24 protein-coding genes, 1 tRNA gene and 5 pseudogenes are annotated in these 26,082 nt (G+C 68.1%); 19 read left to right on the top strand and 11 right to left on the bottom strand.

All coding sequences use genetic code 11. The features are described from left to right. Positions 1-196 precede the first annotated feature (196 nt). Positions 197-1,039, top strand: coding sequence for a GAF and ANTAR domain-containing protein (locus tag RM423_RS08720; protein WP_311422631.1), 843 nt, complete (start codon positions 197-199; stop codon positions 1,037-1,039). Positions 1,040-1,115: 76 nt separating this feature from the next. Further along, entirely contained in the window at positions 1,116-2,273 is a 1,158-nt protein-coding gene (locus tag RM423_RS08715; RefSeq protein ID WP_311422630.1) for an RtcB family protein, read from the top strand. A gap of 136 nt (positions 2,274-2,409) precedes the next feature. On the opposite strand, the gene RM423_RS08710 is transcribed toward RM423_RS08715, so the two are convergent. Continuing rightward, positions 2,410-2,715 carry a hypothetical protein gene (locus RM423_RS08710; RefSeq protein ID WP_311422629.1) on the bottom strand — a complete coding sequence of 102 codons (306 nt, stop codon included), beginning with the start codon at positions 2,713-2,715 and terminating at the stop codon, positions 2,410-2,412. A 226-nt stretch (positions 2,716-2,941) separates the two neighbouring features. Here RM423_RS08710 and RM423_RS08705 point away from each other — a divergent pair. The 3 genes from RM423_RS08705 to RM423_RS08695 all read left to right on the top strand — a co-directional run bounded on the left by RM423_RS08705 (position 2,942) and on the right by RM423_RS08695 (position 3,705). Beyond that, positions 2,942-3,018 (top strand) — tRNA-Ile (locus RM423_RS08705). Positions 3,019-3,211: 193 nt separating this feature from the next. Then, entirely contained in the window at positions 3,212-3,373 is a 162-nt protein-coding gene (locus tag RM423_RS08700) for a hypothetical protein (RefSeq protein WP_311422628.1), read from the top strand. A 98-nt stretch (positions 3,374-3,471) separates the two neighbouring features. After that, positions 3,472-3,705 carry a hypothetical protein gene (locus tag RM423_RS08695; RefSeq protein ID WP_311422627.1) on the top strand — a complete coding sequence of 78 codons (234 nt, stop codon included), beginning with the start codon at positions 3,472-3,474 and terminating at the stop codon, positions 3,703-3,705. Between the two features lie 21 nt (positions 3,706-3,726). Here the strand turns inward: RM423_RS08695 and RM423_RS25520 are convergent. From RM423_RS25520 to RM423_RS08685, 3 genes and pseudogenes are all read right to left on the bottom strand, one after another. Continuing rightward, positions 3,727-3,867, bottom strand: a pseudogene (locus RM423_RS25520) (hypothetical protein); the annotation flags it as partial. A 660-nt stretch (positions 3,868-4,527) separates the two neighbouring features. Next, a complete protein-coding gene (locus RM423_RS08690) occupies positions 4,528-4,674 on the bottom strand; it encodes a hypothetical protein (protein ID WP_311422626.1) in 147 nt (48 codons plus the stop codon). Between the two features lie 578 nt (positions 4,675-5,252). After that, entirely contained in the window at positions 5,253-6,050 is a 798-nt protein-coding gene (locus tag RM423_RS08685) for a COG4705 family protein (RefSeq protein ID WP_311422625.1), read from the bottom strand. A gap of 90 nt (positions 6,051-6,140) precedes the next feature. Between RM423_RS08685 and RM423_RS08680 the strand changes: the two genes are divergently transcribed. Both RM423_RS08680 and RM423_RS08675 read left to right on the top strand, forming a co-directional pair. Further along, the gene (locus RM423_RS08680; protein ID WP_311422624.1) at positions 6,141-6,806 is read left to right on the top strand and encodes a response regulator transcription factor; all 666 of its coding nucleotides are present in this window, start codon (positions 6,141-6,143) and stop codon (positions 6,804-6,806) included. An 11-nt stretch (positions 6,807-6,817) separates the two neighbouring features. After that, positions 6,818-8,056, top strand: a complete 1,239-nt coding sequence (locus tag RM423_RS08675) for an ATP-binding protein (protein ID WP_311422623.1) — start codon at positions 6,818-6,820, stop codon at positions 8,054-8,056. Between the two features lie 209 nt (positions 8,057-8,265). On the opposite strand, the gene RM423_RS08670 is transcribed toward RM423_RS08675, so the two are convergent. After that, positions 8,266-9,540 (bottom strand): HAMP domain-containing sensor histidine kinase, encoded by a 1,275-nt coding sequence (locus tag RM423_RS08670; protein ID WP_311422622.1) that lies wholly within the window; start codon positions 9,538-9,540, stop codon positions 8,266-8,268. A gap of 253 nt (positions 9,541-9,793) precedes the next feature. Here RM423_RS08670 and RM423_RS08665 point away from each other — a divergent pair, with 253 nt between their 5' ends. From RM423_RS08665 to RM423_RS08650, 4 genes are read left to right on the top strand one after another with little or no spacing between them, the layout of a single operon-like run. Then, positions 9,794-10,474: a hypothetical protein gene (locus RM423_RS08665; protein ID WP_311422621.1), complete on the top strand. Its 681-nt coding sequence runs from the start codon at positions 9,794-9,796 to the stop codon at positions 10,472-10,474. Then, complete coding sequence (locus RM423_RS08660; RefSeq protein WP_311422620.1) at positions 10,474-11,181, top strand: ABC transporter ATP-binding protein; 708 nt, start codon at positions 10,474-10,476, stop codon at positions 11,179-11,181. Before RM423_RS08665 ends, RM423_RS08660 begins: the two co-directional genes overlap by 1 nt. Continuing rightward, on the top strand, positions 11,181-11,942 hold the full coding sequence (locus tag RM423_RS08655; protein WP_311422619.1) for an ABC transporter ATP-binding protein: 762 nt from the start codon (positions 11,181-11,183) through the stop codon (positions 11,940-11,942). Before RM423_RS08660 ends, RM423_RS08655 begins: the two co-directional genes overlap by 1 nt. Next, positions 11,939-14,599, top strand: coding sequence for an FtsX-like permease family protein (locus tag RM423_RS08650; protein WP_311422618.1), 2,661 nt, complete (start codon positions 11,939-11,941; stop codon positions 14,597-14,599). The genes RM423_RS08655 and RM423_RS08650 overlap by 4 nt, the downstream gene beginning before the upstream one ends. Before the next feature lie 15 nt (positions 14,600-14,614). Here RM423_RS08650 and RM423_RS08645 read toward each other — a convergent pair whose 3' ends face one another. Then, positions 14,615-15,328 (bottom strand): response regulator transcription factor, encoded by a 714-nt coding sequence (locus RM423_RS08645; RefSeq protein WP_311422617.1) that lies wholly within the window; start codon positions 15,326-15,328, stop codon positions 14,615-14,617. Between the two features lie 104 nt (positions 15,329-15,432). On the opposite strand from RM423_RS08645, the gene RM423_RS08640 reads away from it, so the two are divergent. The 3 genes and pseudogenes from RM423_RS08640 to RM423_RS25510 all read left to right on the top strand — a co-directional run bounded on the left by RM423_RS08640 (position 15,433) and on the right by RM423_RS25510 (position 16,939). Further along, positions 15,433-15,633: an ABC transporter permease gene (locus tag RM423_RS08640; RefSeq protein WP_311422616.1), complete on the top strand. Its 201-nt coding sequence runs from the start codon at positions 15,433-15,435 to the stop codon at positions 15,631-15,633. Positions 15,634-15,739: 106 nt separating this feature from the next. Beyond that, positions 15,740-16,246, top strand: a pseudogene (locus RM423_RS25515) (ABC transporter permease); the annotation flags it as partial. Between the two features lie 360 nt (positions 16,247-16,606). Continuing rightward, positions 16,607-16,939 carry a VOC family protein gene (locus RM423_RS25510; RefSeq protein WP_396327657.1) on the top strand — a complete coding sequence of 111 codons (333 nt, stop codon included), beginning with the start codon at positions 16,607-16,609 and terminating at the stop codon, positions 16,937-16,939. Between the two features lie 212 nt (positions 16,940-17,151). On the opposite strand, the gene RM423_RS08630 is transcribed toward RM423_RS25510, so the two are convergent. The 3 genes and pseudogenes from RM423_RS08630 to RM423_RS08620 form a co-directional block, all read right to left on the bottom strand. Next, on the bottom strand, positions 17,152-18,366 hold the full coding sequence (locus RM423_RS08630; protein WP_311422614.1) for an IS4 family transposase: 1,215 nt from the start codon (positions 18,364-18,366) through the stop codon (positions 17,152-17,154). 209 nt (positions 18,367-18,575) lie between these two features. Next, positions 18,576-19,472 (bottom strand): annotated as a pseudogene (locus tag RM423_RS08625) (IS1380 family transposase); the annotation flags it as partial. Then, a pseudogene (locus tag RM423_RS08620) lies at positions 19,414-19,884 on the bottom strand (recombinase family protein); the annotation flags it as partial. The pseudogenes RM423_RS08620 and RM423_RS08625, both read right to left, overlap by 59 nt. 343 nt (positions 19,885-20,227) lie before the next feature. Here RM423_RS08620 and RM423_RS08615 point away from each other — a divergent pair. Continuing rightward, positions 20,228-20,647 carry a GNAT family N-acetyltransferase gene (locus RM423_RS08615; protein WP_311422613.1) on the top strand — a complete coding sequence of 140 codons (420 nt, stop codon included), beginning with the start codon at positions 20,228-20,230 and terminating at the stop codon, positions 20,645-20,647. Positions 20,648-20,655: 8 nt separating this feature from the next. Here RM423_RS08615 and RM423_RS25505 read toward each other — a convergent pair. Further along, a pseudogene (locus tag RM423_RS25505) lies at positions 20,656-21,085 on the bottom strand (phosphatase domain-containing protein). 193 nt (positions 21,086-21,278) lie between these two features. Between RM423_RS25505 and RM423_RS08610 the strand changes: the two are divergent. The 4 genes from RM423_RS08610 (at position 21,279) to RM423_RS25500 (ending at position 25,166) form a co-directional block, all read left to right on the top strand. After that, positions 21,279-21,857 carry a recombinase family protein gene (locus RM423_RS08610; RefSeq protein WP_311422612.1) on the top strand — a complete coding sequence of 193 codons (579 nt, stop codon included), beginning with the start codon at positions 21,279-21,281 and terminating at the stop codon, positions 21,855-21,857. A gap of 9 nt (positions 21,858-21,866) precedes the next feature. Continuing rightward, the gene (locus tag RM423_RS08605; RefSeq protein ID WP_311422611.1) at positions 21,867-23,354 is read left to right on the top strand and encodes a Mu transposase C-terminal domain-containing protein; all 1,488 of its coding nucleotides are present in this window, start codon (positions 21,867-21,869) and stop codon (positions 23,352-23,354) included. Beyond that, entirely contained in the window at positions 23,341-24,264 is a 924-nt protein-coding gene (locus tag RM423_RS08600; protein ID WP_311422610.1) for an AAA family ATPase, read from the top strand. Before RM423_RS08605 ends, RM423_RS08600 begins: the two co-directional genes overlap by 14 nt. 152 nt (positions 24,265-24,416) lie before the next feature. After that, entirely contained in the window at positions 24,417-25,166 is a 750-nt protein-coding gene (locus RM423_RS25500; protein ID WP_396327653.1) for a CPCC family cysteine-rich protein, read from the top strand. On the opposite strand, the gene RM423_RS08590 is transcribed toward RM423_RS25500, so the two are convergent. After that, positions 25,088-26,008, bottom strand: a complete 921-nt coding sequence (locus RM423_RS08590) for an NmrA family NAD(P)-binding protein (protein ID WP_311422608.1) — start codon at positions 26,006-26,008, stop codon at positions 25,088-25,090. The two genes, RM423_RS25500 and RM423_RS08590, sit on opposite strands and share 79 nt — an antisense overlap. Positions 26,009-26,082: the final 74 nt, after the last annotated feature.

The raw sequence follows: 26,082 nt of genomic DNA, 5'->3' as shown, positions 1-26,082 counted from the left end.
GTACCTCGATTTCAAGATCATCGAGCCAGAGATCAACTCGAAGTTACTGGTTCGAGTCCAGTCGGGGGAGCTGAAGGCCCCGGAATTGGGGCCTTCGTCGTTTCCTACACACCTGAACGCTCCGAACCACTGGGTGTCGCGAGGGGCTGGCATAACCCGCGACGCGCGGGTCATGCCAGGGGTATGCTTGCCCGGCATGGGCTCCGGCAGCTGGGTTCTGCGAGGTCTTCCCCTGCTCGCTGAACTTCGGAGCCTGGCGATGTTGAATGATAAGTTACCTAATGATCTTCTTTCTACCTTCGGCGCCTCGGGCGGCGGTGCGACCGGAGAGGTACCCCCGGCCACCGAACGCCTGAGTGACTTTGCCACCTTGGCGCGCGGCCTCGCCAAGCTGCCCACGCTGGCGGACACGCTGCAGGCCGTGGTCGATTACGCGGCCGCGAACATCGAGGGGGCCGAGCACGCGGCCATAACGGTCAAGCGCGGCAAGCAGGGCTATCAGACGATCGCCGCCACCGGACAGTTGCCGCTCCTCGTCGACTCGATCCAGTACGAGACGCACGAGGGCCCCTGCCTCCAGGCGATCGATGACCATCACGTCTTTCGCTCCGATGATCTCGCGACGGACGCGCGTTGGCCGAACTTCGGCGGCCGTGCGGCTGAGACGACCAAGGTCACGAGCATGATGTCGCACCGGTTGTATATCGAAGACGAGGACACGATCGGCGCCCTCAACCTCTATTCGCGCGAACCAGCCGCGTTCGCGTCGCTGCCCCTGACAGCGCTCGACGAGCTGGCGACGCACTGTGCCATCGCGCTGGCCCGGGCCGCCGAACACGACCAGAACGAGAATCTGCGGTTGGCCCTGGACACCAATCGAGACATCGGAGTCGCGATGGGCATCATCATGGCTCTGCACAAGATCACCAAGGAGCAGGCGTTCGACGCGCTCCGGGTCGCCAGCCAGCACACCCACCGCAAGCTGGCCGTGATCGCGCGTGACGTCGCCGAAACCGGAGAGCTGCCCTTCGTCCGCTAGCGTGGTTTCCGGCGCTCGAAGGATGAGGCCAACGCACTGGCAGACGCGCTGGGCCAAGGTAGCAGTGGCGATGGCCATGCAACGACTAAACGACCGGCTGCTGAGCTGGGCATCGATCCTCGAGGAGTCCACCAGGGAACAGGCAGTCCGTACCAGTGGGATGTCGTTCATCTATCCCCATCTGGCGCTGATGCCCGACGCTCACCTGGGCAAGGGGTCCACCGTCGGGTCGGTCATTCCCACCCTCGCAGCGATCATGCCGGCGGCCGTCGGAGTGGATATTGGCTGCGGCATGATGGCCGTCCGCACGCAGTACCACGGAGCGGAGCTGAAGCGCGCGCCGGCGAAGCTGCACTCAGCGATCAGCGCGGTGATTCCGTTGAGCGCGGGCAGGCAGAACACCAGAATCCGTTCCACCGCGCTGGAACGCGTCGCCGAACTGGAAGCGCTGGAGGGTAGCCGACAGGCGGACGCGGTTGCGCCGAACTGGCGACTGCAGTTGGGCAGCCTCGGCTCTGGCAACCACTTCATCGAGGTGAGTCTGGACGAGGACGACCGGGTGTGGCTGTTCCTGCATTCGGGTTCCCGCGGTGTCGGCAACAAGCTGGCGACCACACACATCAGGGCGGCCCAGGTGCAGTGCGAGCGCAGGCGGGTCGAACTGCCGGACCAGGATCTGGCGTACCTCGTCGAGGATGAGCCGCAATTCTGGGCCTACCTGGAAGCGTTGCGCTGGGCGCAGCGCTTCGCCTACCTCAACCGTGAAGAGATGATGGCCCGGGTGGTGGCCGCCTTCGAGAGCTGGCACGGGCCGGTCGAGTGGACCGAGTCGGTCAACTGCCACCACAACTACACCGAGTCCGAAACGCATTTCGGCAAGCAGGTGTGGGTGTCACGCAAGGGCGCCATCTCGGCCCGCACCGGGCAGCTCGGGCTTATTCCGGGAAGCATGGGCACCGCGTCCTACGTGGTCGCGGGCAAGGGCAACGAGCTGAGCCTGTGCTCGTCGCCGCACGGCGCCGGACGAAACTTCTCACGCGCTGCGGCGAAGAAGCGCTTCACCCGCGCCGATCTCGACAGCCGAATGACGGGCATCGCCTGGGGGCATTCCAACGCCTTTCTCGATGAGCATCCCGACGCCTACAAGGACATCGACGTGGTGATGCGTGACGCCGCAGACCTGGTCGAGGTACGGCACCGGCTGCGTCAGATCGTCAACGTCAAAGGCGACTGACTCCGCGAGCACGGCGGTTATTGGACGAAAGTCCGTTCCGACCCTTGACAGCGCAGCCGTGGACGAAGCCGCACTGCGGGGACAGGTACACCAGTTCCGTCAGTTTGCGGCCGCCGACAGCAGGGGAAAGCCGGATTCAGATCGTGGTCGTGGGGTTGCCCGGATCCTCGGCGGCCCAGCCCCCGCCGTGCGCTCGCTGAACGAGCTCGTTCAGCACGGGGCCGATGACCTGTGGAAAGCCGGCCAGCTGGACGGCGATGCTGAAGCGCTCGCTGGTCACACCCACGGAGGGGTCGGCCGGGTCCAGCATCATGTGCTCGCTCTGTGTCAGGATCTGTGAGGCGATCCCGCGGGCGCCGAGAAAAGCATTGATCTGCTCCACCTCGGCTTGGTCGACGGTCTGAAAGAACACCTGTCCACTGATCCATCCGGTCATGTCCATGGGTCCATCCTTGCTGGTGTGCCAAAGCGCGACGTCATCGGTTGCCGCTTGATCGATCAGCCGGGGACGTCCACGTTGACCATCCCGCCGGAGCGGACCCGTTCAACGCCGCTGATGTACGCCCGCTGGCCTGACTCGGCTAATCTCTTCACGGCGCTCGTGCCCGGATCCGTGCGGCTCTGGCTGGGTGAGCGCTCGGGCCGGCGGTTGCGGTCCGCTGTGGTTGGGGGCGGTAGCTCAGCTGGTTAGAGCAGGGGACTCATAATCCCTGGGTCGTGGGTTCGAGCCCCACCCGCCCCACCATGACACGCTTACTCGAACCATTGACCTGAAAAATGTCAGCGAGTACGGGTGTTTGGTCGCCTTGAAGGGGTCCGGTCGTATGACCGGGCCTGTTTTTGTTGGTGGTCCGGGTTTGGCGAGCCGGTGAGCTGTCCGGGCGGTGGCGCTGGGCGAGGGCCAGAGACTTCTGCCGCTGGTAGACCCATGAGGCGTCTTGGATTTCGTCGAAGGGCGGGTTGAGGACGTCGTCGGTGACGGCGACGTGGTTGTCGTCGTTGAGGTAGAACCGTTGGTAGAAGGTCTGGTTGAGCTGGCGGCGGGTGTCGTCGTGGGCGTGGCGGTAGAGCCGGGCCGGGTCGGCGACGAGATCGAGTGACTCACGTAGCCGCTGGGCGCCGAGGGCGAGTTGGTCGCCGGTGTCGGCGAGTTGGCTTGGATGCGGGCCCGTTCGAGCTGGATGGCGTTGGAGCGCTGGTGGATTTTGGCTCGGGTGAGTACGCCGTCGGCGGCGAGGTCGATGAGGCGTTCCTCGCGGGCTTCCAGCTTGGTGAGTTGCTTGGTGAGGGTGGTGTGCAGTTCGCGGGTGAGCCGTTGCTGGTCGGCCATGGTGGTTTCCAGTTCGGCGCGGACGGCGTCGGCGAAGTCCTCGGGCACGGGCAGCAGGGTGTAGTGGGCGGTGATGGCGTTCTCGACCTGGGCGACGGGTAGGTGCGGCAGGTCGCACAGGCCTTCTTGCCGGGAGCGGCAGACGTAGTAGCCGTAGCGCCCGCCGTTGCCGGTGGCTTCGGTGTAGATCAGCCGGCTGGTGCGTTTAGCGGTGGTGTGGCAGCGGTCGCAGTACAGCGCGCCTTTGAGGTAGTGGCTGAGCACCCGGTCACGTTGCCCGCGGGCCGAGCGGACGTTGAGCACAACCTGGACCCGGTCGAACAGCGCTTGGCTGATGATCGCCTCATGCCGGCCGGGGAGTAGTTGGCCGTCGACGGTGACCCAGCCGGCGTAGTAGGCGTCAGCTTGGGTCGCCTTAATCAAGCATCTTGACTCGTTGGATCACGCGCAAGTCGGCGCCGGGGCTGCATCGTTTCTCGCCGAGCAAAGGGGGGGAGTGTCTCAAACTCGTGCAGGCCGATCACACGGTTCGGGGTGCGCAACTCGCTATCCCGAGCGTTCGGGAAGTGACCAGGTTTCGATCACACGCTGCTGCGATTGGCAGCGTCAGGCTCTGGCAGTCTCGAAATATGTGCCATCATCGGCCAGGCGCAGCCGGAAGCCGAGAAGGGTCGAGTTCGGCAACGCCTGCAAACCAGGGTGCCTCGTGAAGCGGTGCGAGAGGTTGGCCCCTTCGTACCTGGGCACTAGAGACGAACAATCGAGCGGTGCCAGCGAACGGGTGCAGGCCTAACCAGAACGGCGCTACGTCAGCCGCGTTGTTCTCGTTGAGGCGCCCGTACGCCGGGCTTCCCAGGAGCACGTCTGCGTAGAAGTCGACACGGGCCTTCCACCGGGCTCGGCCACCGCCCTTTTGCTGGAGGTTTACTGAGTCCAGAACGGGCGTTCCACCCCTGCCCCGTCCGGCACCCTTCCCAGCGGTACCCACCCCTTGGTGCCTTCGAAGCCGTGCTCTGCAACTCCGGGCCACTCGTCGTCGAAGCATGCGAAGACATCGGCATGGGAACTCATGGCCGTTAGGCTAATGCGAGCACGTAATGGGGTGCCGGACGCATCCTCTCGGCGTAAGGTGCGGTCAACCCGAGGAGTCGCCGTGGGCAGCATTGTCGTGGGGCCAGGGACGATCGAACCTGGCGGATGGCGCCTTGCGCTTCGCTGAAGCGGAGGCTCGATTGCGCGGTCGGCCGATCACGATCACCCATGTGTGGGATCTCCCCGTCGAGGTGTTGGTCGAGCTGGACAGCATCTGGCCCCCGGGTTGCCGTGACGGCGTCCGCCATCTCGGGCACGGTCGCGTCAGCGCTGATGGACCAGCACGCTGACTTCACGGTCATATCGTCGCCGACCTAATTTTTGCTCGCGCAGTGTCGCGTCGCGGTGATCCTCGTCTGCGCGGACCGCCTTTAGGCTTATCCGGATCTCGAGGGCCGCGCCACAGGACGCAGCGTTCCGCTGCCGGAAGGCGAGGTACCTATCGGAACCGGTTTTGCAGTCGGGACAGCGGCCGGCGACGGATCAGGATGTGCGCACGCCGCCGTCTCGGTTGAGAGGGCGGCGTGCGCGTCTGGGGACGGGTGTGCGTCGTTGATTCAGCTCGCCGCGGCCGTGCTTGCCGTGCGATCGACCTTGCTGATGCTCAGGTAGGTCACGACTGCCGTGATGGCGCCGAGGAAGATCAGGCTGGTGACAGTTGTGCCGAGCCCGAGCCCGCCGTCGACCTTGGCTTGGGCTAGGTAGTCGCCCAGCGAGGCGCCCAAGGGACGGGTGAGCACGTAGGCGATCCAGAATGCGACGATCGGGCCGAGGCCGAGGCGCTTGTGGGCAAGGAACACTGCCGCGATGACGAGCGCGAACATCAGGGCGGACTTCCAGAAGCCCAGTGCGAGCTTCTCGGCGATGAGGTCTCCGGCTGCAGTGCCGAGGGAGAAGGTGACGAGCACCGTGAGCCAGTAGAAGGCCTCGCGTCGTCGGGTGACGATGGTGTGGATCGACAGGGTTCGTTCGGAGGCGTACCAGGCGGCGAAGCAGAGAACGAGTGCGATCGAGAAGATCGTTGTCGACGTGATGAGGCTGATCTGGAAGTGATCGGTGAGGTTGTCCGTCACGAGGGTGCCGACGACGCTGATCAGCACGATCGACAGCCAATACACCCAGGGGATGTATCGGTTGGCCCGCAGTTGGATGGCGAGCACGACAGCGAACAGCGCGCCGAAGACGACCGTGAGCTGGGTGAGCGACAGCCCGGCGTGCGTGGCGAGTTGATCGGCGGCTGTCTCCCCGACCGTGGTCGCAAGGATCTTGATGATCCAGAAGAAGACGGTGACTTCGGGGACCTTGTTCGCCAAGGTGCGCGCCAAGGACCGGGTGTCGCTCGTGTGAGTGGTCATGTCGGCAACGATCTCTGGTGCAGTGTCTATGTTGGGTCTACAAAGCGTGCAGGTTTGACCGCGTCGGTAAGCGCCTGCGACTGTCATCGCGTGGGCGCCCCTCAGATCGTGCTGGTCGAGGACGACGATGCCATCAGCGAGCCGCTGACCAGAGGCCTGCGGCGTGAGGGCTTCGACATCACCGTCACGGTCGACGGGCCATCCGGCCTGAAGGCCGCCCTCGAACCAGGCGTGGCGCTGGTGATCCTCGATGTCGGACTGCCGTTGATGGGCGGACTCGAGGTCTGTCGTCGGCTTCGCGCCGCCCGACCTCGGCTGCAAATTCTGCTGTTGACGGCGCTGGCCGAGGAAGTACACACGGTCGACGGGCTCGATGCGGGAGCAGACGACTACGTCGCCAAGCCATTTCGCCTCGCCGAGTTGCTCGCGCGGATTCGAGCGGCAGTGCGACGGTCCGCACCGCCCGAGCTCGCGTTTGCCGGTATCCGGGTCGACACCAGCTCGCGACAGGCCTACCTCGGGGACGAGGAACTGTCGATGTCACCGAAGGAGTTCGATCTGCTGACGGCGTTGCTGGCCGAGGCAGGCACGGTGGTAACTCGCGAGGTCCTGCTTCGCGACATCTGGCAGCTCAGTTGGCATCGTTCGGGCCGAACACTGGACCAGCACATTTCGATGCTCCGTAGCAAGATCGGAGCCGACCGGATCGTCACCGTCCGCGGCCACGGATTCCGAATGGTAGATCCTGGCTCGTGAGGCGCCGCTTGTTGGTCAGCACCCTCGCGATCGCGCTGCTGGCGATCCTCACCCTCGGAGTACCGCTTGCGATCCTGGCCCGCAACGAGGTGTTGTCGTCGGCGAGGGATCGGCTCCAGGCGAAGGCAGCCACCGTCGCGGCCAGCGTCGAAGACACCCTCGATCGCGGCCAACCGCTGACCTCGCAACGTCTGGCCAAGATCGCGGCTTCTGACCGGGTCATCGTGACAACTGCGAACGGGACGCAGGTCACGGCCGGCGCGCCGATCCGTGGCGACCTCGTCGGCGTCACGATGAGCGGCGCCGCGGCGACCGTCACCGTCCAGGAGCCGCAGTCAGTGACCGCCGACCAGGCCCGTAACGTCACCCTGCTCGTCGCGGGGCTCGCTGTGCTGTCGACCGCGGCTGCAGTCGCGCTGGCATTTCGTCAGGCCAGGACGCTTGCCGCGCCGCTGGCTCGACTGGCAGAGCGGGCACACCGACTTGGTCGTGGCGACTTCGCGCTCACTCCGGTGATCAGTGGGGTCGCGGAGATCGACGCGATCTCGTTGAGCCTGGAGCGCAGCGCTGCCCAGATCGGCGCGCTGATCGAGTTGCAGAAGGAGTTTGCCGCCGATGCCGCGCATCAACTGCGCACCCCGCTGACAGGAATCGGGCTGCGCTTGGACGAGATCGCCTTTCAGGCCGGTGAGTCGGTTCGTGAGGAGGTCGATCAGGCGCAGCGCCAACTCGAACGCCTCAACGACGTCATCACCACGCTCCTGGCCCGCGCCCGCGATGACTCGGCAGAACCGACGGACCTGGACCTCGCCGCTCTCGTGCGGCAGGAAGCACTGGCGTGGGAACGGGTACTGACAAGACAAGGCCGAGGCCTGCACCTCGAACTGGGCGGCGGTGCCGTCGCACACGGGAGGCGTGAGCACATCCTCGCGATCACGTCGGCTCTGTTGGAGAACGCCCTGCACCACGGCACCGGCGACATCAGTATCGCCGTCGGATCCGATCCGACAGGTGTCTGGCTTAGCGTGGAGGACTCGGGCAGCGGCATCCCGCCCGAACTGGGAGACACCGTGTTCGTCCGATCCGTCACAGGCAACCACAGCGCAGGCAGCGGAATTGGACTCGCCCTGGCACGCGCACTCGCCGAAGCCGACGGCGGCACGCTCGACATCGCAGGCCCCGACCGCGCCCGGCTCATCGCCCGATTCGCAAGGTCGGAGCCGAGGTCGACGGGCTCGCTCACGCGATGATCGGCTCGTAACCCGAATACGTCGTGCACCACTCGGCGGCCGCGCTGAGCGTCGCCGCACTTTTGTCCCGACAGCCGGTGTAGGACCCTTCGGGGGCCGGCCTCTGCCGGACGCCCGACGAACGGCACTCCTGGGCTGCTTTCGCATGATGTCCCCCACCGAGCAGCACTATCTGTCAGTCGAGGCCACCGACATCCCGACGCACCTCGTCAATCCTGTCCGGGTGAGCCGCGGACAACCAGAGAGAATATCGGCGGGTCGGTCGAGGTCAGGGTGACGCGGGCTTGCTCGGCCTCGGCGAGTTTGCGGGCGAACGGCAGGCCAATACCACCGACACGCGAATTGTCGCGGTCGGCGAACAGCTGGTGTGCTTCCTGCTCTGGTCCGTCGCCTTCGTCGCTGACGTCGAAGGCGACGGTGGTGCCGAGGGCGTGGGCGTGCACGGTGACGGCGCCGCGCCCGTGCGTGCGTGCGTTGTCGATGAGGATGTCGAGAATCTGTGTCGCGGCTGCCGCTGAGATCGCAATCTCGCTGGGCACGTTGGTCGCGGCAGTCACGCGCAGCGGGCGGGTCGCTTCGGCGAGCAGGGCGTGCCAGCGCTGAGTCACGCCGTCGAGCAGGTCCTGGACTGAGCAGCGCTGGCCGTCTGGGAGGTCGCGGGCGAGTGCGATGATGTCGGTGACGGTGTCGGCCAACCGGTCCGCTGATTGCAGTGCCTGCTCGACCCTGGAGTCGGTCGGGTAGGAGGTGTGCAGCCGCTCGAGTTCCAGGCGTAGGCCGGTCAACGGCGTCCGCAGTTGGTGCGAGATCTCGGCGGACAGGCTTCGTTCGCGCCCGATCATGGATTGGATGCGGGCGGCGGCGTCGTTCAGCGACGCTGCGAGGACGTCGAACTCGGTGATGCCCGACGGCGCGACTCGGGCGTTGAGGTCGCCGTCGCCCATGGCGCGTGCACCGGCGCGCAACCGCTCGATCGGGGCCGACAGCCGCCTTGCTACGAGTCGGGCGGCTACTGCGGCGATCAGCACCGCGGCGGAGCTCATGGCCGCGATGAGAAGGCAGGCGATCAGGGCGCGGTGGTGGGCGGCGGAGAGATCGCTGCGCAAGACGACGACGCCGCTCACTCGATCACCGTCTGACACCGGTGCTGCGACGATGATCGTGTTGCCGGTCGTGGCCGTCGCTTCCGTGCCGCGAATCGCCGCCAGGATGAGCGCATCACCGTCACGCGGCCCGGGACCGTCGACGAGGTGGCCTGAACTGTCATAGATGCTCGCGATGATCTCGCTGCGGTCGATGCGCAGCGCGTGCACGCGCGTAGCGTCGCCGTGCGCCGACGCTGCAGCCGTGGCGGCCGCTTGCTGGAGTTCGAGGCGTTCGTCGGTCACGTAGCCGCGTGCGGCGAACACCGCAAGCGGGACGGCTAGCAGCAGTACCGCGAGCAGGGCGGTGGCTGCCGCGGTGAGCGTGACGCGGTGACGCACACGAACCTCCATCCGGTCGGCAGGGACACGCGACCGTAGTGCCGGTCCGCGTGCCGCGACGATCATCAGTCTGGCAGTGCCCGAGACACGCTCGAGCGGCCCGCGACGCCTCACCGCAAGGTTTTGCCGTCCGCTAACCGAACTGGGCCGGTCTTCTCGCCTGCGCGCTTCTAGCGTCGAGTTCAACGAGCACCGAGTTGCCGCGCCGCATGACATCAGGCGGTGAACCACCCACCTCTTCGGGAGAATGCAGATGTTGAACACGTTCGATGCTGTGAAGTCGGCGCGGTCGAAAATCGCCGCCGTAGCCGCGCTCAGCGCGGTGCTGCTGGTGCCCGCGTGTGGCTCGAACGGCGGGTCCTCGCCGACCCACTCGGCGCCGTCGACTGGTGCAGCGTCCTCGCCGTCCGCACCCGGCGCGTCATCGGGTGCGACCTCGTCGGGGACGGGGCCGGTCGGTGTCGAGGTGCACCCGCCCGGCGACATCCCGGACAACCAGGCGTTCGTCCCCTACTCGGGTGTGGGATTCACCGTCACCACGCCGGAGGGGTGGGCGCGGTCGAACGCAGGCTCGGCGGTGGTGTTCTCCGACAAGTACAACAGCATCACCGTCACGACCGCCGCCAGCGCGCAGGCGCCGACGACCGTGTCGGCCCGGATGAGCGACCTTCCTGCGATCAAGGCCGCGTCGAAGGGGTTTGCCCCGGGGGCGGTCAGCGTCGTACAGCGCAAGGCCGGCAGCACCGTGCTGATCACCTACCGCGCCTACTCGCCGGTCAATCCGGTGACCTGGAAGGTCGCCAACGAGGCGGTCGAGCGGTACACGTTCTGGAAGGGCGGCACGTCGGTCACGCTCACCCTGGCCGCGCCGGTCGGCTCGGACAACGTCGACCCATGGCGCACGGTCACCGACTCGTTCGCGTGGACGAAGTGATGACAACCTCTGCCGCCCCCGACGGCATGCGTGCCAGCGGTGCTCCGGTCGTTGCGGCGCTGAACGCATCGTCGCTGCATCGGTTCTTCCACTCCGGCGATGAGGAAACCCAGGCGCTGCGCGGTGTCACCATCACTGTCGCGCCGGGCGAGTTCGTCGCCGTCGTCGGGCCGTCCGGATCCGGCAAGTCCACGCTGCTGTCCTGCCTTGCCGGCTTGGACGAGCCCGACGGCGGCACCGTCCGCATCGGCGGCACCCGCATCACCCGACGCCCGGAGTCGGAGCGGGCGCGACTCCGCGCCCGGCTGATCGGCTTGCTCACCCAGAGCGGAAACCTGCTCAACCACCTAAGCGTCGTGCAGAACATCGCTCTGGCCCGGCGCCTGGCCGGCAACCCTGCGGCCCCGACCGGCACGGATCCTCTCGCCGAACTCGGCCTGGCGCACCGCGCACACGCCCGTCCGGACACGCTGTCCGGCGGGGAGACCGTCCGCGCCGGGCTGGCCGTCGCGCTGGCCAACGACCCGCCGGTGCTGCTGGCCGACGAACCGACCGGCGAGCTGGACTCGACCACCGAGGCGCAAGTACTGACCATCCTCACGCGCCGCGCTCACCGGGGCACCGCGCTGCTGGTGGCCAGCCACAGCGCCGCCGTCGCGGCGGCTGCCGACCGCGTGATCACACTGCGTAACGGACAGGTGCAGTGATGGCGCTTCGCGAACGGATCAACGGCCGCGACGTGGGCGATACCAGACCGGGGCTCGGCCTGCCAGGATCGGATGAGGCCGTCGCCCGCTGCGTCGAAGTGGGACGCACCTACGGCACCGGCGACCGGGCAGTCGTCGCGGTCTACGACGCGACCTGCACGGTGGAGCCGGCCGACCGCGTGGCAATCATGGGTCCGTCCGGATCGGGGAAGTCGACGCTGCTGCACATCCTCGCCGGCCTGGAGACCCCGACTGCGGGTCAGGTCAGCTGGCCGGGGTTGGGCGGGCATCCACGCGACGGCGCGCACCGCGCCGGTCTGGTGTTCCAGGCGCCTACCCTGGTGCCAAGCCTGACCGTGCTGGAGAACATCGAGCTGCCGATGCTGCTCACCGACACCAGGAGTGCAGACGCTCGTGAGCGGGCCCGCGCCGCGCTCGACCTGCTCGAACTCGATGGGCTGCGCAACGACCTGCCGCAGGAACTGTCCGGCGGGCAGGCCCAGCGCGTGGTGATCGCCCGTGTCCTCGCCGCTCGGCCGCGGTTGATCCTCGCCGACGAACCCACCAGTCAACTCGACCGCAACACGGCCGCCCACGTCACCGACGTCCTCGTGCAGGTCAGCGACGAGATCGGTGCGGCACTGGTGATCGCGACGCATGACGAGACCATCGGCGCGCGGCTGAACACGGTCTGGCCGGTGCGCGACGGTCGGCTGAACCCCGCGTCCAGCGCCCCCCTTCGTGACGGAGTCGACTCATGATCCGCATCTGGCTTCCAGCGCTGCTGCGCCATCAACCGGCGCGCCTGCTCGGTGCCGCCGCGGGCGTCGCGATCGCCGTCGCGCTGCTTGCCAGTCTCGGTGCCTTCCTTGCCCACGCCAAGGCGAGCATGACCGGCCGCGCCGTGCGCTCGGTCAGCGTCGACTGGCAGGTTCAGACCGCAGCCGGCACTGATCCGGCGAGCGTCGCCGCGCTGGTGGCGCACACACCAGGCGTGCAGGCCAGCCAGACCGTGGGGTTCACGCGCGTGCCCGGCCTCAGCGCCACCACGGCCGGTACCACCCAGACCACCGGCGCCGGCGTGGTGCTCGGCCTGCCGCCGACCTACCAGGCCACGTTTCCGGGCGAGATCCGCAGCCTCACCGGCTCGGCCAGCGGCGTGCTCGTCGCGCAGCAGACCGCGTCCAACCTGCACGCCGCCCCCGGCTCCACGATCGCGATCAAACGCCCCGGACTGTCGCCGGTCACGGTGACCGTGGCCGGCGTGGTCGACCTGCCGCAGGCCAACTCGCTGTTCCAGACCGTCGGCGCGCCGGCCGGCAGCCAACCGTCCGCGCCGCCGGACAACGTGATCCTGCTGCCCTATCAGCAGTGGCAGCAGCTCAGCGCGCCCATCGCCACCCCACGTCCCGACCTAGTCAGCACGCAGATCCACGCCCGGCTCAGTCACGCCCTCCCGAACGACCCCGCCGCCGCCTACAGCACCACCCTCGCTTCGGCGCACAACCTCGAGGCGCGCAGCACCGGCACCGCCACGGTTGGCAACAACCTCGGCGCGGCACTGGACTCCGCGCGCGGCGACGCCGCCTACGCCCAGGTGCTGTTCCTGTTCCTCGGCCTGCCCGGTGCGATCCTGGCCGGGTTACTGACCGCCACCGTCGCCTCCGCCGGTGCGCGCCGCCGACGCGGTGAACAGGCGCTGCTGCGGATCCGTGGCGCGTCGCAACGGCAACTGCTGCGCCTGGTGTCGGTCGAGACCGGCGTCATCGGCGCCGTCGGCTGCTTGGTGGGTCTGGCCGCGGCACTCGTGGTGGGGCAGGTCGCGTTCGGTTCGACCAGCTTCGGTGCCACGACCGGTTCAGCGATGTTGTGGTCCGGCCTCGCCGTTGCCTTGGGCCTGGCGATCACTGCCCTCGCTGTCCTCGTCCCGGCCCGCCGCGACGTGCGCGAGCACACCATCGCCAGCGGACGTCAGGAGATCACCGTGCGCCGCTACCCCTGGTGGGCCCGCTACGGCCTGGACATCGCCGCGCTGGTCGGCGCCGGACTCGTCCTGAACACCACCAGCCACAACGGCTACCAACTTGTCCTGGCCCCCGAGGGCGTTCCCACGATCTCGGTGTCCTACTGGGCGCTGGCCGGACCAGCGCTGCTGTGGCTCGGCGCCGGGCTGCTGATCTGGCGCCTCGTCGACCTGCTGCTCGGACGCGGCCGCCGCATCACCGCGCTGCTGCTAAGCCCGTTCGCCGGACGGATCGCGCCGGTGCTGGGCGCGAGCATGTCACGCCAACGCCGACCACTCGTCAAAGCCGCGACCGTGTTGGCCCTGTCGGTCGCGTTCGCGATCTCCACCGCCACGTTCAACACCACCTATCAGGCGCAGGCCGAGGCCGACGCGCAACTGACCAACGGCGCCGACGTCACCGTCACCCAGTCGGCCGGCGTCACGGTCGGTCCCGCCTACGCGACGAAGTTGGCCGCAGTGCCCGGGGTGACCGGCGTCGAACCGCTGCAGCACCGCTACGCCTACATCGGCACCGACCTGCAAGACCTCTACGGCGTGCAACCCGGCTCGATCCGCTCGGTCACGGCCCTGCAGGACAGCTACTTCCTCGGCGGCAGCGCCGCCAGTCTCATGCGCACTCTGCGGACCAAGCCCGACTCCATCCTGGTCAGCTCCGAAACCGTCAAGGACTACCAACTGCACCTCGGCGACCTGATAAACCTGCGCCTGCTCGACGGCCGGACCCACAAGCCGATCACCGTGGCGTTCCACTACGTCGGCATCGTGTCGGAGTTCCCCACCGCGCCGAAGGACAGCTTCTTCGTCACCAACGCTGCCTACATCACTCAGAAGACCGGCAGCGACGCCGTCGGCACGTTCCTCATAAACACCGGCGGGACCGGCAGTTCCGCCGTCGCAGCAAAGGTCCGCACCCTAGTCGGCCCGAGCGTCGCCGTCACCGGCATCAGCACCACTCGCGGCACCGTCGGTTCCAGCCTCACCTCGGTCGACCTCGCGGGTCTGAGCCGCGTCGAACTCGGCTTCGCCCTCGTGCTCGCCGCTGCGGCCGGTGGCCTCGTTCTCGCCCTCGGCCTGGCCGAACGCCGCCGCAGTCTGGCCATCATGAACGCCCTCGGTGCGCGACGCCGGCACCTGCGCGCCGCGGTCGCCTGCGAGACCGTGCTCGTCGGCGTCACCGGCGCCCTCGGCGGTGGGCTGCTCGGCGCCTACCTCACCCAGGTACTTATCAAGGTCCTCACCGGGGTGTTTGACCCGCCGCCGTCAGCCGTGACCGTCCCCTGGGGATACCTCGCGGCCCTCGCCGCACTGATCGCGGCGTGCCTGGCCGTCGTGACCGCTGCGGCGGTACGCGTTTCCGGACGCGGAATCCTCACGACCATCCGAAGGCTGTGACCGGGGCGTCGGCAGCTAGGAACCGGGGGCGGTGTCGGCCGCGATCCGGTAGCCGAAACCGCGTAGCGTCTCGATCACCGGGACGGCTACCCGGGCGTGCATCTCGGCTCGGTCCAACGTTCGACGCAGGGCCGCCACGTGCACGTCAAGTGTCTTCGTCGAGCCGTGCCAGTGCTCGTCCCAGACGTCGGCCATGAGCGTCGAGCGGCTCACCGCGACGCCAGGCTCGCGAGCCAAGCGGGCGAGCAGGTCGAACTCCTTGGTCCGCAGCGACACCTCGACGTCGGCCAGCAGCACCCGCCGCGTCGACTCATCCACTACCAGCGCACCTACTACGTGACGCGACGGCGACGACTGACGAGGCTCGATCCTACGTAGATGGGCGCGAACCCGAGCCAGCAGCTCTGCCGTGCGGATCGGCTTGGTCAGATAGTCATCAGCGCCGGCCTCGAGGCCGACGATGACATCGATCTCCGCATCCCGTGCCGTGAGGATGACGATCACCGCGTTCGGCCGTCGAGACCTCATCGCCCGGCACACATCCACGCCGTCCATGTCCGGCAAGCCGAGATCGAGGACCACCAGGCTGATTGGCGAAGCGGCCTCGCACGCCTCCAATGCGGACGCCCCGTCCCGACACCAACGGACGCGATAACGTGCCTCCGCCAGCGCGGACCGCAACGCATGCCCGATTGCATCGTCGTCCTCGACCAACACCAAGTCCGCCATAACACATCTCACCATGAAGCGGCCTCGGCATGCCCGGCCGTGTGGAAAGCCACTGACCGTCGGTCAGCGGCTACCTTCCGTTGCTGATCCTCTCGACCGGATTCGTGTCGGTCGACATGTTTCCAGGCTGGCTTCAGCCGGCGGTCCGCTACTCACCGGTGTCGGTGGTGATCGACGGGCAACGGCACCTGACCTCGGGTACCACCGCCGCGTCCACCGTCGCGGTCGCGTTCGGGTGGTGCCTTGCAATCGTCATCGTGTTCGGCATCCTCGACGTTCGGGCCTTCCAGAAGGTGCGGAAGTGACGGCGGTCTCCGGCGCCCCCAGCCGTCGGCAGCGGGGCAAGGACTGGTACGCCCCAGCCTGGTATTGGCCGCCCGGGTCGTGCGGACGTTCCTGCGCAGCCGCGTGATGGTCATCTCGACCGTGCTCTTTCCGTTGCTCCAGCTGTTTATGCTGCTGGCGTTTCGGCTGCTGGTCTACTCGGCCACCGGTGAGGCCTATGTCGTACTCACCCCGCTGATGGCTCTAGTCACCGCATGGTCGGCGATCCTGTCGAACTCGATCGGTTTCTGGACCGATCTGAACAGCGGCATCTTCACCCGGCTGCGCGCGATGCCCATCAACATGAGCAGCGTTCTGATCGGGCGGGTGATCGGCGACTTGGTGCGGATCATGAGCGCGGCGGCGGTAATCGTGGTGTGCGCGTTGATCCCCGGTTTCAGGCTGTCGCGGGGTGTCGTGGCCGCCGTCGGGTTCTTCGTGCTGATCACACTGTTCGGCGCGATGTGCTCGGCCGTGTCGATTGCCGTCGGAATGAGCGCTCAACACCCGGGCATCATCGTCAAGTGGGTGCAGCTGCCGACGCTGACGCTTACCTTGATGTCCTCTGGTTACGTGCCGTTGCACGCTTTCCCCGGCTGGATTCAGCCGTTGGTGGCGGTCAATGCCATTTCGGTTACCACCGAGGCGCTGGTAGGGCTGTCGCATGGGTGGCCCGCTGCTGGTGCCGCTGATCGGCAGCCTGGCGTGGATAGCGTTCTTCGCCGCGGTCGCGACCGTCGTCGCCAGGCGACGTCTGAGGGTCTTGCTCGACGGCCGAGTGTGACGGCCCTGCTGGAAGTCCTCCATCAGCGGGGGTCAGCAGTGCGGATTCCATGCAGTGCGCGCTCACATCGGGCGCAGTGGTATGCATTCGTTGGAAAAGCAATGTTCGTGGAACGCAGTCTCAATCAAGAAAACGGAAAGCCGGTAACCGACGTGTACACCCATCGGGTCATGCCAATCATCACCGTGGACGACATGGATCAAGCTCGTCGGACATATATAGACGTCCTCGGCATGGTCGAAGTCATGGACCACGGCTGGATCGTGACGTTGAGCAATCGGGCCGATTCCAACACCCAGCTCAGCCTCATCACGAAGGACCAGACCGCGCCCTGCAATCCGGTCGCATCGATCGAGGTGGACGACGTTGACGAGGCATTCCTCCAGGCTGAGCGGCTCGGCTTGGAGATCGTGCATCCACTCACCGACGAGGAGTGGGGCGTGCGCCGATTCTTCTTCCGCGATCACGACGGCAACGTGGTGAACGTGCTTTCTCACCTCTAGCCCCAATACCGTTCAGTTAGCTTCGTGCGATCTGGTAGGTGGGAGGGTGCTGCGGTCGGGGCCACGCTGCATGGTGGGTGCGCTTGACGTGCCACTTGGGCATCTTGCGTTTGATGACGCGGGGTTCGGCGCGGCCGCGGCGGGCGGGGTTGAGCCGGCCGAGTAGGCGGTGGAGGAACAGCAGCCAGCCGGGGCTGTCTCGGCCGTGTTGGTCAGGGGGGAAAGGCGCCCGGGTGGGCGAGTGTTTGCCTGGTGATGCGCAGTGCTGCGACGAAGCTGACCCGGTCCGGGTCGTGCCCGGAGCGGGTGGCGGCCTGGGCCATCAGGCAACGGATCGCGTAGTGGCAGCACAGGTGTCCCCAGATCTCCTGGAGGACCAGGTCGGGTGATTTCGAGCGCAGCACGGTCCGTGGTCCGCGCTGGTGGGTCTTGAGCTCATCGAAGGCCAACTCGATCTCCCACCGTTGCGTGTAGGCCGCGGCGAGATCGACCGCGGCGACCTCGGCCGGGTCCAGCAGGGTGGTGAACAGTCGATAGGCGGTGCTGTTCTCGCGGCCGTCGTCAATGCTGTAGTCCACGACGCGGACCAGCATCGGCTCCTCGCGGCGGGCCGCTGCCGGCGTGGTGCGGCGCAGGTGGGCCAGCCAGGAGCCGTCAGGAAGGTCCTCGACGTGGGTGGGTTTGGGGCCTGCCTTGTCGGTGCGGATCCGCCACAACAGGTCGGCCCCGGTCCCGATCGCTTTACGCCACAGGGCATAGGAGAAGAAGCCACGGTCGGCCAGCACCAGCATCCCTGGCTCCAGCCGGCCCAGCAGCGGGTCGGTCAACGCGGTCTCGGACTGGGTGTAAGCGCCGATCTCGGCGGCGAAGACTGCGTGGGTGCCGCACTCGGCCAACGCCAGGACCCGGGCCTGGGGGAACGCCGCCTGCTCGCCCTTGCTCACCCCGGGACGACCGAAGTGCGCTGCGTTCGCGGCCGTGTCGGCGACATCGAGACAGGTCCCGTCGATCGCGACCAGCCGGCGCCCCGCCAGCCACACCCCCGGCATCTGCACTGTGCCGATCGGCCGGGCCACCCGCTGAAACAACGCCGCCAATGGCGCCGACCCCAGCCGTGCCCGGGCCTGGAAGATCGCCGACTTGCTCGGCGGCCGATAGCTCTCCCGCCACCCCGACGCCCATGAAAGACCGTCGGTCAGCTGCGCCAGCACATCCTCATACGACCCCTCCGAGTACAGCGCCATCCCGATGGAGAAGTACGCCATCACCCGGGCCGGCAGCGACCGATGACGCAGTTCGGTCCGGCCGACCCCGGCGATCACCTCATCCACCAGATCCGGCGGGAACACCCGGGTCAGCACACCCACCGACACCAGATCCGACAACCGACGACCCGTCTCCGGCTTCACCCATCCAGCACGAGGCATGTCACCAAACTACACCGTTGTAAGTTTAACTGAACGGTATTGCCTCTAGCCCGCATCTTTCATGAGCTGGTTGCTGGAGCTGGTTTCTGAGGCGGCAGCCTCTGTGGTGTGTGATTCTGCCGGTTGGGCATGACGGTTTGGCCGAGGTCGCTCGGTGCGCCGTTCCACGGGCCGGTCTGCGTTTGGTTGTTTGGGCCGGGTGGTTGAGGTCAGCCGGGTGCGGGGATCTGGCGGAGGCGGTCGATGCCTGCGGTGAGCAGTTCGGCCCAAGGTGCGTGGGTGGGGAGGCGCAGGCGGCGGGTGCGGCCGTGGTCGGCGATCCGGCCCGCGATGGAGAACAGCCGCAGGCGGAGTCGTTTGGGTTCCCAGCGTCGCGTCGGGGTGCCCGGTGAAGGCGAGCATTTGCAGCCATGCGGTGAGCTCGACTGCCAGGGTCACGAGGGCGAGCCAGATGCGGTTCTGGTCGAAGTCGTGCAGGGGCAGGTTGCGCAGACCTGTCTCCTTCGCGATCCGGATGCGGTCCTCGCAGCGGGCCCGGCGGCGGTGGTGGAGTTCGAGGTCGGCGAGTTGGCCGCGGGTTGTGTTGGTGGCGAAGGCGGTCACGCGCCGTCGTGGTCGGTGATCCGCAGCTGCGCGCCCGGGTGCGGGCGTTCTTTACGCAGGATGACGCGCATCCCGTCCGGCCACGAGGCGAGGTTCAGCAGGCCGGTCACCTCGGTGACGAACGCGCCGTCCCGGATCTGGCCGTCGCCGTCATAGGCCGGCTGCCACACTTTCGTCCTATCTAGCATGGCCAACTCCGTTGTGAAGGTGTCGGGCAGACCGAACCCGACCGAGTACTGCACCCGCTGCCCAGACAGCCACGACAGCAGTTCGTGGGTGCCGCCGGCGCCGTCGGCGCGGACCAGCACCGACCTGCCCGGCCTGCGGCCGGGTTTGTGCCCGGGGAGCTGGGCGAACGCTTGGCGGATCACGTTGATGTGGTCGGCGGCGGTGTTGGAACCGGCGTTCCCCTTCCTCAGCATGACCGAAAGCGGCTCGCCGGTGCCGCCTGGGCAGCTGCTCGACCTGCTCGACGGTGAGTGATCTGCGACGGCCGCGGTAGGCGCCGCGCTGCTTGGCCAAGGCGATGCCTTCGCGTTGCCGCTCTCGGATCAGCGCGCGCTCGAACTCTGCGAACGCACCCATCACCGACAACAGCAGCGTGGCCATGGCGGAGTCGTCACCGGTGAAGATGAGCTGCTCCTTCACGAACTGCACCTGCACGCCGCGGGCGGTCAGACCGCGGACGATGGCGCGCAGGTCGTCGAGGTTGCGCGCGAGCCGGTCCATCGAATGCACGACGACGGTGTCGCTGTCGCGGACGAACTGCAGCATCGCCTCGAGCTGGGGCCGGTGTAGATCTTTGCCCGAGACGTAATCGGCGAACACCCGGTCGACCTCGACGCCGTCCAGCTGCCGATCGGTGTTCTGCTCCAGCGTGCTGACCCGCGTGTACCCAACCCGCTGACCATTCATCTGCGCCCCAACCCACGAAGTGTCAGGTTGAAATCTAAGAGCCGCCACAACGAGTGTCAATCAAGGCCGAGAGTGACCCTAACCTGACGTGCGGCGCCCCAAGCGGCCTGACGTCCGGTTGGGGCGTACCCCAACCCGACAAGACGAGGCTGAACCAACCCCGATCTGCTTCATGATTACTGACCGTCCCGTTGATCGGTCGCCAACGGACAGCCGATCCGGTTTCCGTTCCCCTGTGACACACCTCGACCTGCCCACGACGCAGACACCGGTATCTCGGCCGCGATACGGGTCTGTCAGGCTGCTGACCGTGATTGTCGACGCCGTTAGCGTTCGTGACGTCGTGCCGCTCATTGATGCGTTGACCGCCGAACTCGCCGACAGTGGGTACGACGAGAGCGAGATGTTCGGCTACTCCGTCAAGAAGCTCGAGCAGGGCGGCGTGCATCTGATCGGCGCATCGGTCGACGGCATCGTCGTGGGCATCGGCGGCGTGGAACTTGCTGACGACGGCACCGCGGAACTCAAGCGGTTCTACGTCGATCCCCTGCACCGCAGGACCGGAGCCGCGTCGGCCATCATCACCGCGCTGCTCTCCTACGCCGCCAGTGTGGGTGCTCACGTCGTCCGCCTCGAGACCGGGGTTGAACAGCACGCCGCGATCCGGTTCTACGCCCGGCACGGGTTTGAACACGTCGAGCCATTTGGCCCCTACCTTGCTAGCGCGTCGTCGGTCTGCATGGCACGCCTGCTGTCCGGCTGAACATCGGGTCACGGCACATCGAAACGTGCGACATAGCGGCGCTGCCAGGGGGTTTCGACGGCACGCCGGTCATACCGGTCTCGAACGTAGGCGACCGCGTCGTGTGGCACCCCATCGATTGCGGCCAAACAAGCGAGCGCGGTGCCCGTCCTGCCGCGGCCGCCGCCGCAGGCAACCTCGACTCGCTCCTCGGCAGCGCGACGCCATGTCTCAAGGAATGCGTCTCGGGCGTCATCGGACTTCGTCGGCAGTCGAAAATCAGGCCAGCGGACCCACGGGGCATCCCACGCCACTGGATTGGGCTGCTCGTTCAACAGATAAATGCCGAACTCGGGCGCCGGACCGCCCGTCGACTGCCGCCGCAGCCCCGGCCACGCACCAGTCGCCGGACGGCAACGCCAAGACGCCCGGACTGCCCTCCAGCCAACTGCTCATGATCGCCTCCTATTATCGCTCGCACCCCCGCACGAGGATCGTCTGCGGGGCATCTGAGTTCGGCGGTGACAACTATGCGAGCGAGGGCAGCGACAACTTTGCGCTGCTTCACATGGGCCTCGAGCAGGAGGAGTTGTCTCGCGACTCGTGTCCACGAACTACGGCAAGCGAGGCACGTTCGCGATAGGTTCGGCGGGTGGCGCTAGTCGGGTACGCGCGGGTGAGCACTCGGGACCAGCACCCCGAGGCGCAGACCGACGCGCTGTCGGCTGCGGGCTGCGAGAAGACGTTCACCGACCACGCGTCCGGGACGCTGGCCCGTCGGCCTGCGCTGGACGAGGTGCTGTCCTACCTGCGGGCCGGGGACACGATGGTCGTGACCAAGCTCGATCGGCTCGGACGGTCCGTGCGCAACCTCAAGCAGATCGCTGACGACCTACAGGGCCGCCAGATCGGGCTGCGCGCCGTCAGCCAGGGCATCGACACCACCACTCCCGGCGGGCGGCTGTTCTTCCACATGCTCGCCGCGATCGCAGAGCACGACCTGATCGTGGAGCGCACCCACGACGGCCTGGCGGCTGCGAGGGCCCGTGGTCGCAAGGGCGGCCCGAAGTTCAAGATGACGCCCAACAAGATCGCGCAGGCGAGGGCGATGTACGACGGCGGGCAGCACACCGTGCAGGAGATCGCCGACACCTTCGGGGTCTCGCGGCCGACGGTGTACCGACACCTGACCGACCGTGGGGCCGCCTCGGCCGCCGAGCCTGCGCAGTAGCCGGCAGCGGTGACGGTCTCGGCGCGGCTGACCCCCGAGGAGAAGGCCGCGCTGGTCCGCCAGCACCTGGACGACGGGGTCCCGCTGACCAGGCTCGCCGCCGCCGCGGGCCTGCCGGCACGCACGCTGCGGCGCTGGGCCGCCAACTACCGCACCACCCAGACGACCGCTGCGCTGCAGCGGCAACCCCGCAGCGACGTCGGCCGGCGCCGGCTGCCCGAGGACCTGGTCGCGGCAATCGAAGGACTGGCGCTGCGCAGACCGGCGCCGACGACCGCCTACGTGCACCGCCGGGTCAGCGACCTGGCCCGCGACCGCGACCTGCCCGCGCCCAGCTACTCCAGCGTCCGGTCGGTCGTCGCCGCTATCGACCCCGGGCTGCGGACGCTCGCCCACCGGGGGGACGCGGCCTACCGCGACCAGTTCGAGCTCGTCCACAGGCGCACCGCAGCCCGTCCCAACGAGCAGTGGCAGGCCGACCACACCCTGCTCGACGTGCAGGTCCTCGATGCCAAGCAGCAGCCCGCCCGGCCGTGGCTGACCGTCGTGCTCGACGACCACTCCCGGGCGGTCGCCGGCTACACCGTCTTCCTGGGCGACCCGACCGCCGAGCAGACAGCGCTGGCGCTGCACCAAGCCGCCGGGCGCAAGGCGAACCCGGCCTGGCCGGTCACCGGCCTGCCCGACGTGCTCTACAGCGACCACGGCAGCGACTTCATCAGCGCCCGGCTCGAGCGGGTCTGCCTGGACACCCACATCCGGCTGATCCACTCCCGGGTCGGCGTCCCACAGGGCCGCGGCAAGATCGAGCGGTTCTTCGGCACCGTCACCAGCGAACTGCTGCCGCACCTGCCCGGGAACATCCCGCACGGCACCCGCGGCCAGCCCGTCACGGCGCCATCCCTCACGCTGGCCCAGCTCGACGGCATCCTCGAGCGGTTCGTCGTCGAGGACTACCACGCCCGGCCGCACTCCGAGACCGGTCAGCCGCCGGTCGCACGCTGGCTCGCCGACGGCTGGCTGCCGCGCCTGCCAGCTCACCCGGAGGACCTCGACCTGCTGCTGCTCACCGCAGCTACCGGCCGAAAGGTCCAGCGCGACGGGATCCGCTTCGCCAGCACCCGCTACGTCTCACCCGTTCTCGCCGCCTACGTCGGCGAGACCGTCACCGTCCGGTACGACCCGCGCGACGCGGCCGAGCTGCGCGTTTACCACCACGACCAGTACCTGTGCCGGGCGATCGCCCCCGAGCTCGCGGCCGACACCGTCACCCTGCAGCAGCTGCAACAGGCCCGCACCGCCCGACGCAAGCAGCTCAAGCAGCAGCTGCGCGAGCGCCGCAGCCTCGTGGACTCGCTGCCTGTCGACGACCGACACCTCCCACCGCCCACGTCGGCGCCGGCCGACATTGCCGTGGCTGAGCCCTTGAGGGCCATGCAAGGCCCGGCGGTCGGTCCGCGAACGCGACACGGGCTGCGAACCTATGCAGCCGACTGAGCCGCCCGCCCCCTTGAGCCTGCTCGGCAACAACGACGACGGCCGCCGTTTCCTCACCGGCGCCCTCGGCGAGTTCAGGGGCGTCACCTCCGCGCCTCCCGACCGGCCGCCGTTCCTGGTCACCAAGGAGCACAGGCGGTTCGCCGAGTTCGCTGACACCGTCCGCCGGCACCGCTACATCGGCGTCTGCTGGGGACCGCCCGGGGTCGGCAAGACCCTGTCCGCGCGGCAGTACGCCGGCACCGACGCCTGGGAGCAGTGGCAGCGCGTCCTGGCCGCCGGCAGGAACACCGACCCTGGGCCGGTGCCGGCCGCCGTTCTGTCCGCCCGGACCGCCCTGTGGACGCCCACCGTCACCGCGACCGCCAAGGAGATCGACCAGGCGCTGCCCCGGGCCTGCCAGCAGATCTCCTGGGCCGTCGACTACCACGAGCACGGCCACGTCGACCCGCTGATGCACCCGGAGTCCTCGGCGTCCGGGCTCACCGAGCTGCTTATCGTCGACGAGGCCGACCGGCTCAAGACGGTCGGGCTGGAACAGGTCCGCGACTACTACGACCGGCACCACATGGGCGTCGTCCTGATCGGCATGCCCGGCGTCGAGCGACGCCTGGCCCGCTACCCGCAGCTGTACAGCCGGATCGGCTTCGCCCACGAGTACCGACCACTCAGCCCCGACGAACTGACCGCCGTGCTCACCCGCCGCTGGCACACTGACGGGCTCGCCACCACCGACGACTTCACCCAGGCCGTCGCGATTGCCACCATCGCCCGCATCACCGGCGGCAACTTCCGCCTCGTCGATCGGCTGCTCGCGCAGATCCAGCGGATCCGCCGCATCAACAACCTCGAGACCGTCACCGCCGAGGTCGTCGAGGCCGCCCGCGAAGCCCTACTCATCGGCACCTGACGCACCAGTAGCGGCCACGCAACGGTGCGATTTCGCGGCCACCTAACGCTGCTCTTCACACCATCCGGCCGACAGGGTGATCATGTGTCGCTGGCCGGTCGGCTACTGGGAAAGGGGGGCGCAGTTGCTGACCGGCGTTACCGTCGCTCGTCATGAACTTGGCGGGACGGCTTCGATGGCTTCTCGGGCTGAAGCCGCTCCGAGGGCAGGGAGTGCAGTGCGGCCCCAACGACGGTCCCTACGCGTGCCCGTGCTGCCGGTCGATCACCCTGGCGGAATCGGGGGCGTACGAGCTGTGTCCGGTGTGCTTTTGGGAGGACGACGGACAGGAGGACCACGATGCCGACGAGGTTCGTGGCGGACCCAACGGGCCGCTGTCCTTGACGTGGGCGCGCACGAACTTCGCCGTCATCCGGGCGAGTGACCGCGCGTTCCTCGACCAGGTCAGGCCACCACGACCGGACGAGCGGCCCGCGACTAGGTGCCGTTTCGCGCTGCTGTTCGCGCCGTGCCGGGTCAGGCGCAGCCGCCGGTCGATCAGTTCGGCCAGGTCCAGTCGCTGGGCCAGCACCGCGGCTGGGAGCAGCCCCGCGTTCGGCACCAAATTCGTCTCGTCGAAGCTCACCGACACCCGGCTCAGCTCGTGGTTTGCTCGCACCCTGCAAGTGCCCTTCCACCCGGCGGACAACGGCCCCTCAGCAAGGTCATCGTCCCAGGTAGAAGGGCATGTGCGCGCCCGGCAGGCCGCTACCGATCAACGAGAAGCGGTGGATCCGGGCTTAGGGCGGCGGTCGTGGCAGGCGTCGCGGTGGCGGTCACGCGATCACCGGCTGCGGTGCGGTGCGGTGACCTTCCGGCCGGTCAGGTGGTCGCGCAGGCGGGTCCAGTGCAGGTCCGGGTAGCGGTCGTTGTCCAGGGGCCGCAGCTGGGCCTGGCCGGTGAACATGTCGTGCAGGTACTGCATGCCCTGCCAGGCCGGGAAGGGCTGGCCCGGCTGGGGGGCGACCTGCCGGGCGATGCTGGCGAGTGCGCCGAGGCTGGCCGTGCTGCCAACCCGCAACGTCCGGTACGGCCGGCCGGTGCTCTCCGACAGCGCGGAGGCGATGCTGCGGGCGCTGACGGTGTCGCCGGCGATCCGCAGCAGGCGAGGCGTGGTGGCATCCAGCGCGGCAGCGGCGGTGTAGGCGGCGGTGTCGTCCTTGGTGGTGAAGTCCAGCGGCTGGTCCGCCTGGCCCCAGTGCAGCACCCGCCGCAGCCGAGGCTGGATGATTGGCATCTCGGCGCCGAGCATGTCCATGAACGCGCCGTTGAGGACCGACGTCACCCGGATCGAGGCCCGGTCGGCGCGGCCGCCGAACTCCCGCCGCAGGTCGAAGTTGCGGTTGTGGCCGGGCTCGGTGCGGGTGAAGTCTGCGGAGAAGTCCGAAGGGATGAAGCGCGGGACGCCGGCGCGCACGGCCGCGTCGAGCAGGGCGCTCTGCCGGTCCAGGACGACCTCGCGCAGCCCGTTGAGCGCGGAGACTACGACCGCTGCGCCCTCGCTGGCGGCCGCGACCGCGTCGACGTCGGCCGGGTCGGCCGCGGCTGGCGTGGCGCCGAGCTCGCGCAGACGGGCCAGATCGGTGGGGGAAGCGTCGGGGCGCACCAGGGCGCGCACCTGTGCGCCGCCGGCGACCAGCGCGACAGCGATGCGGCCGCCCAGGTCACCGGAGGCACCGGCGAGCACAACGGTGGGACGGGTCATGACGGTCTTCCGATCAGAGGAGGGAGGAGTCTGCGGGAGGGTCGGTCCGGGCCGACTGCACGTACAGGCGCGGA

This window comes from Jatrophihabitans lederbergiae (assembly GCF_031845305.1).
Classification (GTDB): domain Bacteria; phylum Actinomycetota; class Actinomycetes; order Mycobacteriales; family Jatrophihabitantaceae; genus Jatrophihabitans_A; species Jatrophihabitans_A lederbergiae.
This window is presented reverse-complemented; position numbering and strand designations above follow the sequence as displayed.

What these genes read in the sequence shown, in the direction of transcription:
- RM423_RS08720 (WP_311422631.1), top strand. Translation starts at nt 197, where the DNA reads ATGGGCTCCGGCAGCTGGGTTCTGCGAGGTCTTCCCCTGCTCGCTGAA.
- RM423_RS08715 (WP_311422630.1), top strand. Translation starts at nt 1,116, where the DNA reads ATGCAACGACTAAACGACCGGCTGCTGAGCTGGGCATCGATCCTCGAG.
- RM423_RS08710 (WP_311422629.1), bottom strand. Translation starts at nt 2,715, where the DNA reads ATGGACATGACCGGATGGATCAGTGGACAGGTGTTCTTTCAGACCGTC.
- RM423_RS08690 (WP_311422626.1), bottom strand. Translation starts at nt 4,674, where the DNA reads ATGAGTTCCCATGCCGATGTCTTCGCATGCTTCGACGACGAGTGGCCC.
- RM423_RS08685 (WP_311422625.1), bottom strand. Translation starts at nt 6,050, where the DNA reads ATGACCACTCACACGAGCGACACCCGGTCCTTGGCGCGCACCTTGGCG.
- RM423_RS08665 (WP_311422621.1), top strand. Translation starts at nt 9,794, where the DNA reads ATGTTGAACACGTTCGATGCTGTGAAGTCGGCGCGGTCGAAAATCGCC.
- RM423_RS08660 (WP_311422620.1), top strand. Translation starts at nt 10,474, where the DNA reads ATGACAACCTCTGCCGCCCCCGACGGCATGCGTGCCAGCGGTGCTCCG.
- RM423_RS08655 (WP_311422619.1), top strand. Translation starts at nt 11,181, where the DNA reads ATGGCGCTTCGCGAACGGATCAACGGCCGCGACGTGGGCGATACCAGA.
- RM423_RS08650 (WP_311422618.1), top strand. Translation starts at nt 11,939, where the DNA reads ATGATCCGCATCTGGCTTCCAGCGCTGCTGCGCCATCAACCGGCGCGC.
- RM423_RS08645 (WP_311422617.1), bottom strand. Translation starts at nt 15,328, where the DNA reads ATGGCGGACTTGGTGTTGGTCGAGGACGACGATGCAATCGGGCATGCG.
- RM423_RS25510 (WP_396327657.1), top strand. Translation starts at nt 16,607, where the DNA reads ATGCCAATCATCACCGTGGACGACATGGATCAAGCTCGTCGGACATAT.
- RM423_RS08630 (WP_311422614.1), bottom strand. Translation starts at nt 18,366, where the DNA reads ATGCCTCGTGCTGGATGGGTGAAGCCGGAGACGGGTCGTCGGTTGTCG.
- RM423_RS08600 (WP_311422610.1), top strand. Translation starts at nt 23,341, where the DNA reads ATGCAGCCGACTGAGCCGCCCGCCCCCTTGAGCCTGCTCGGCAACAAC.
- RM423_RS25500 (WP_396327653.1), top strand. Translation starts at nt 24,417, where the DNA reads ATGAACTTGGCGGGACGGCTTCGATGGCTTCTCGGGCTGAAGCCGCTC.
- RM423_RS08590 (WP_311422608.1), bottom strand. Translation starts at nt 26,008, where the DNA reads ATGACCCGTCCCACCGTTGTGCTCGCCGGTGCCTCCGGTGACCTGGGC.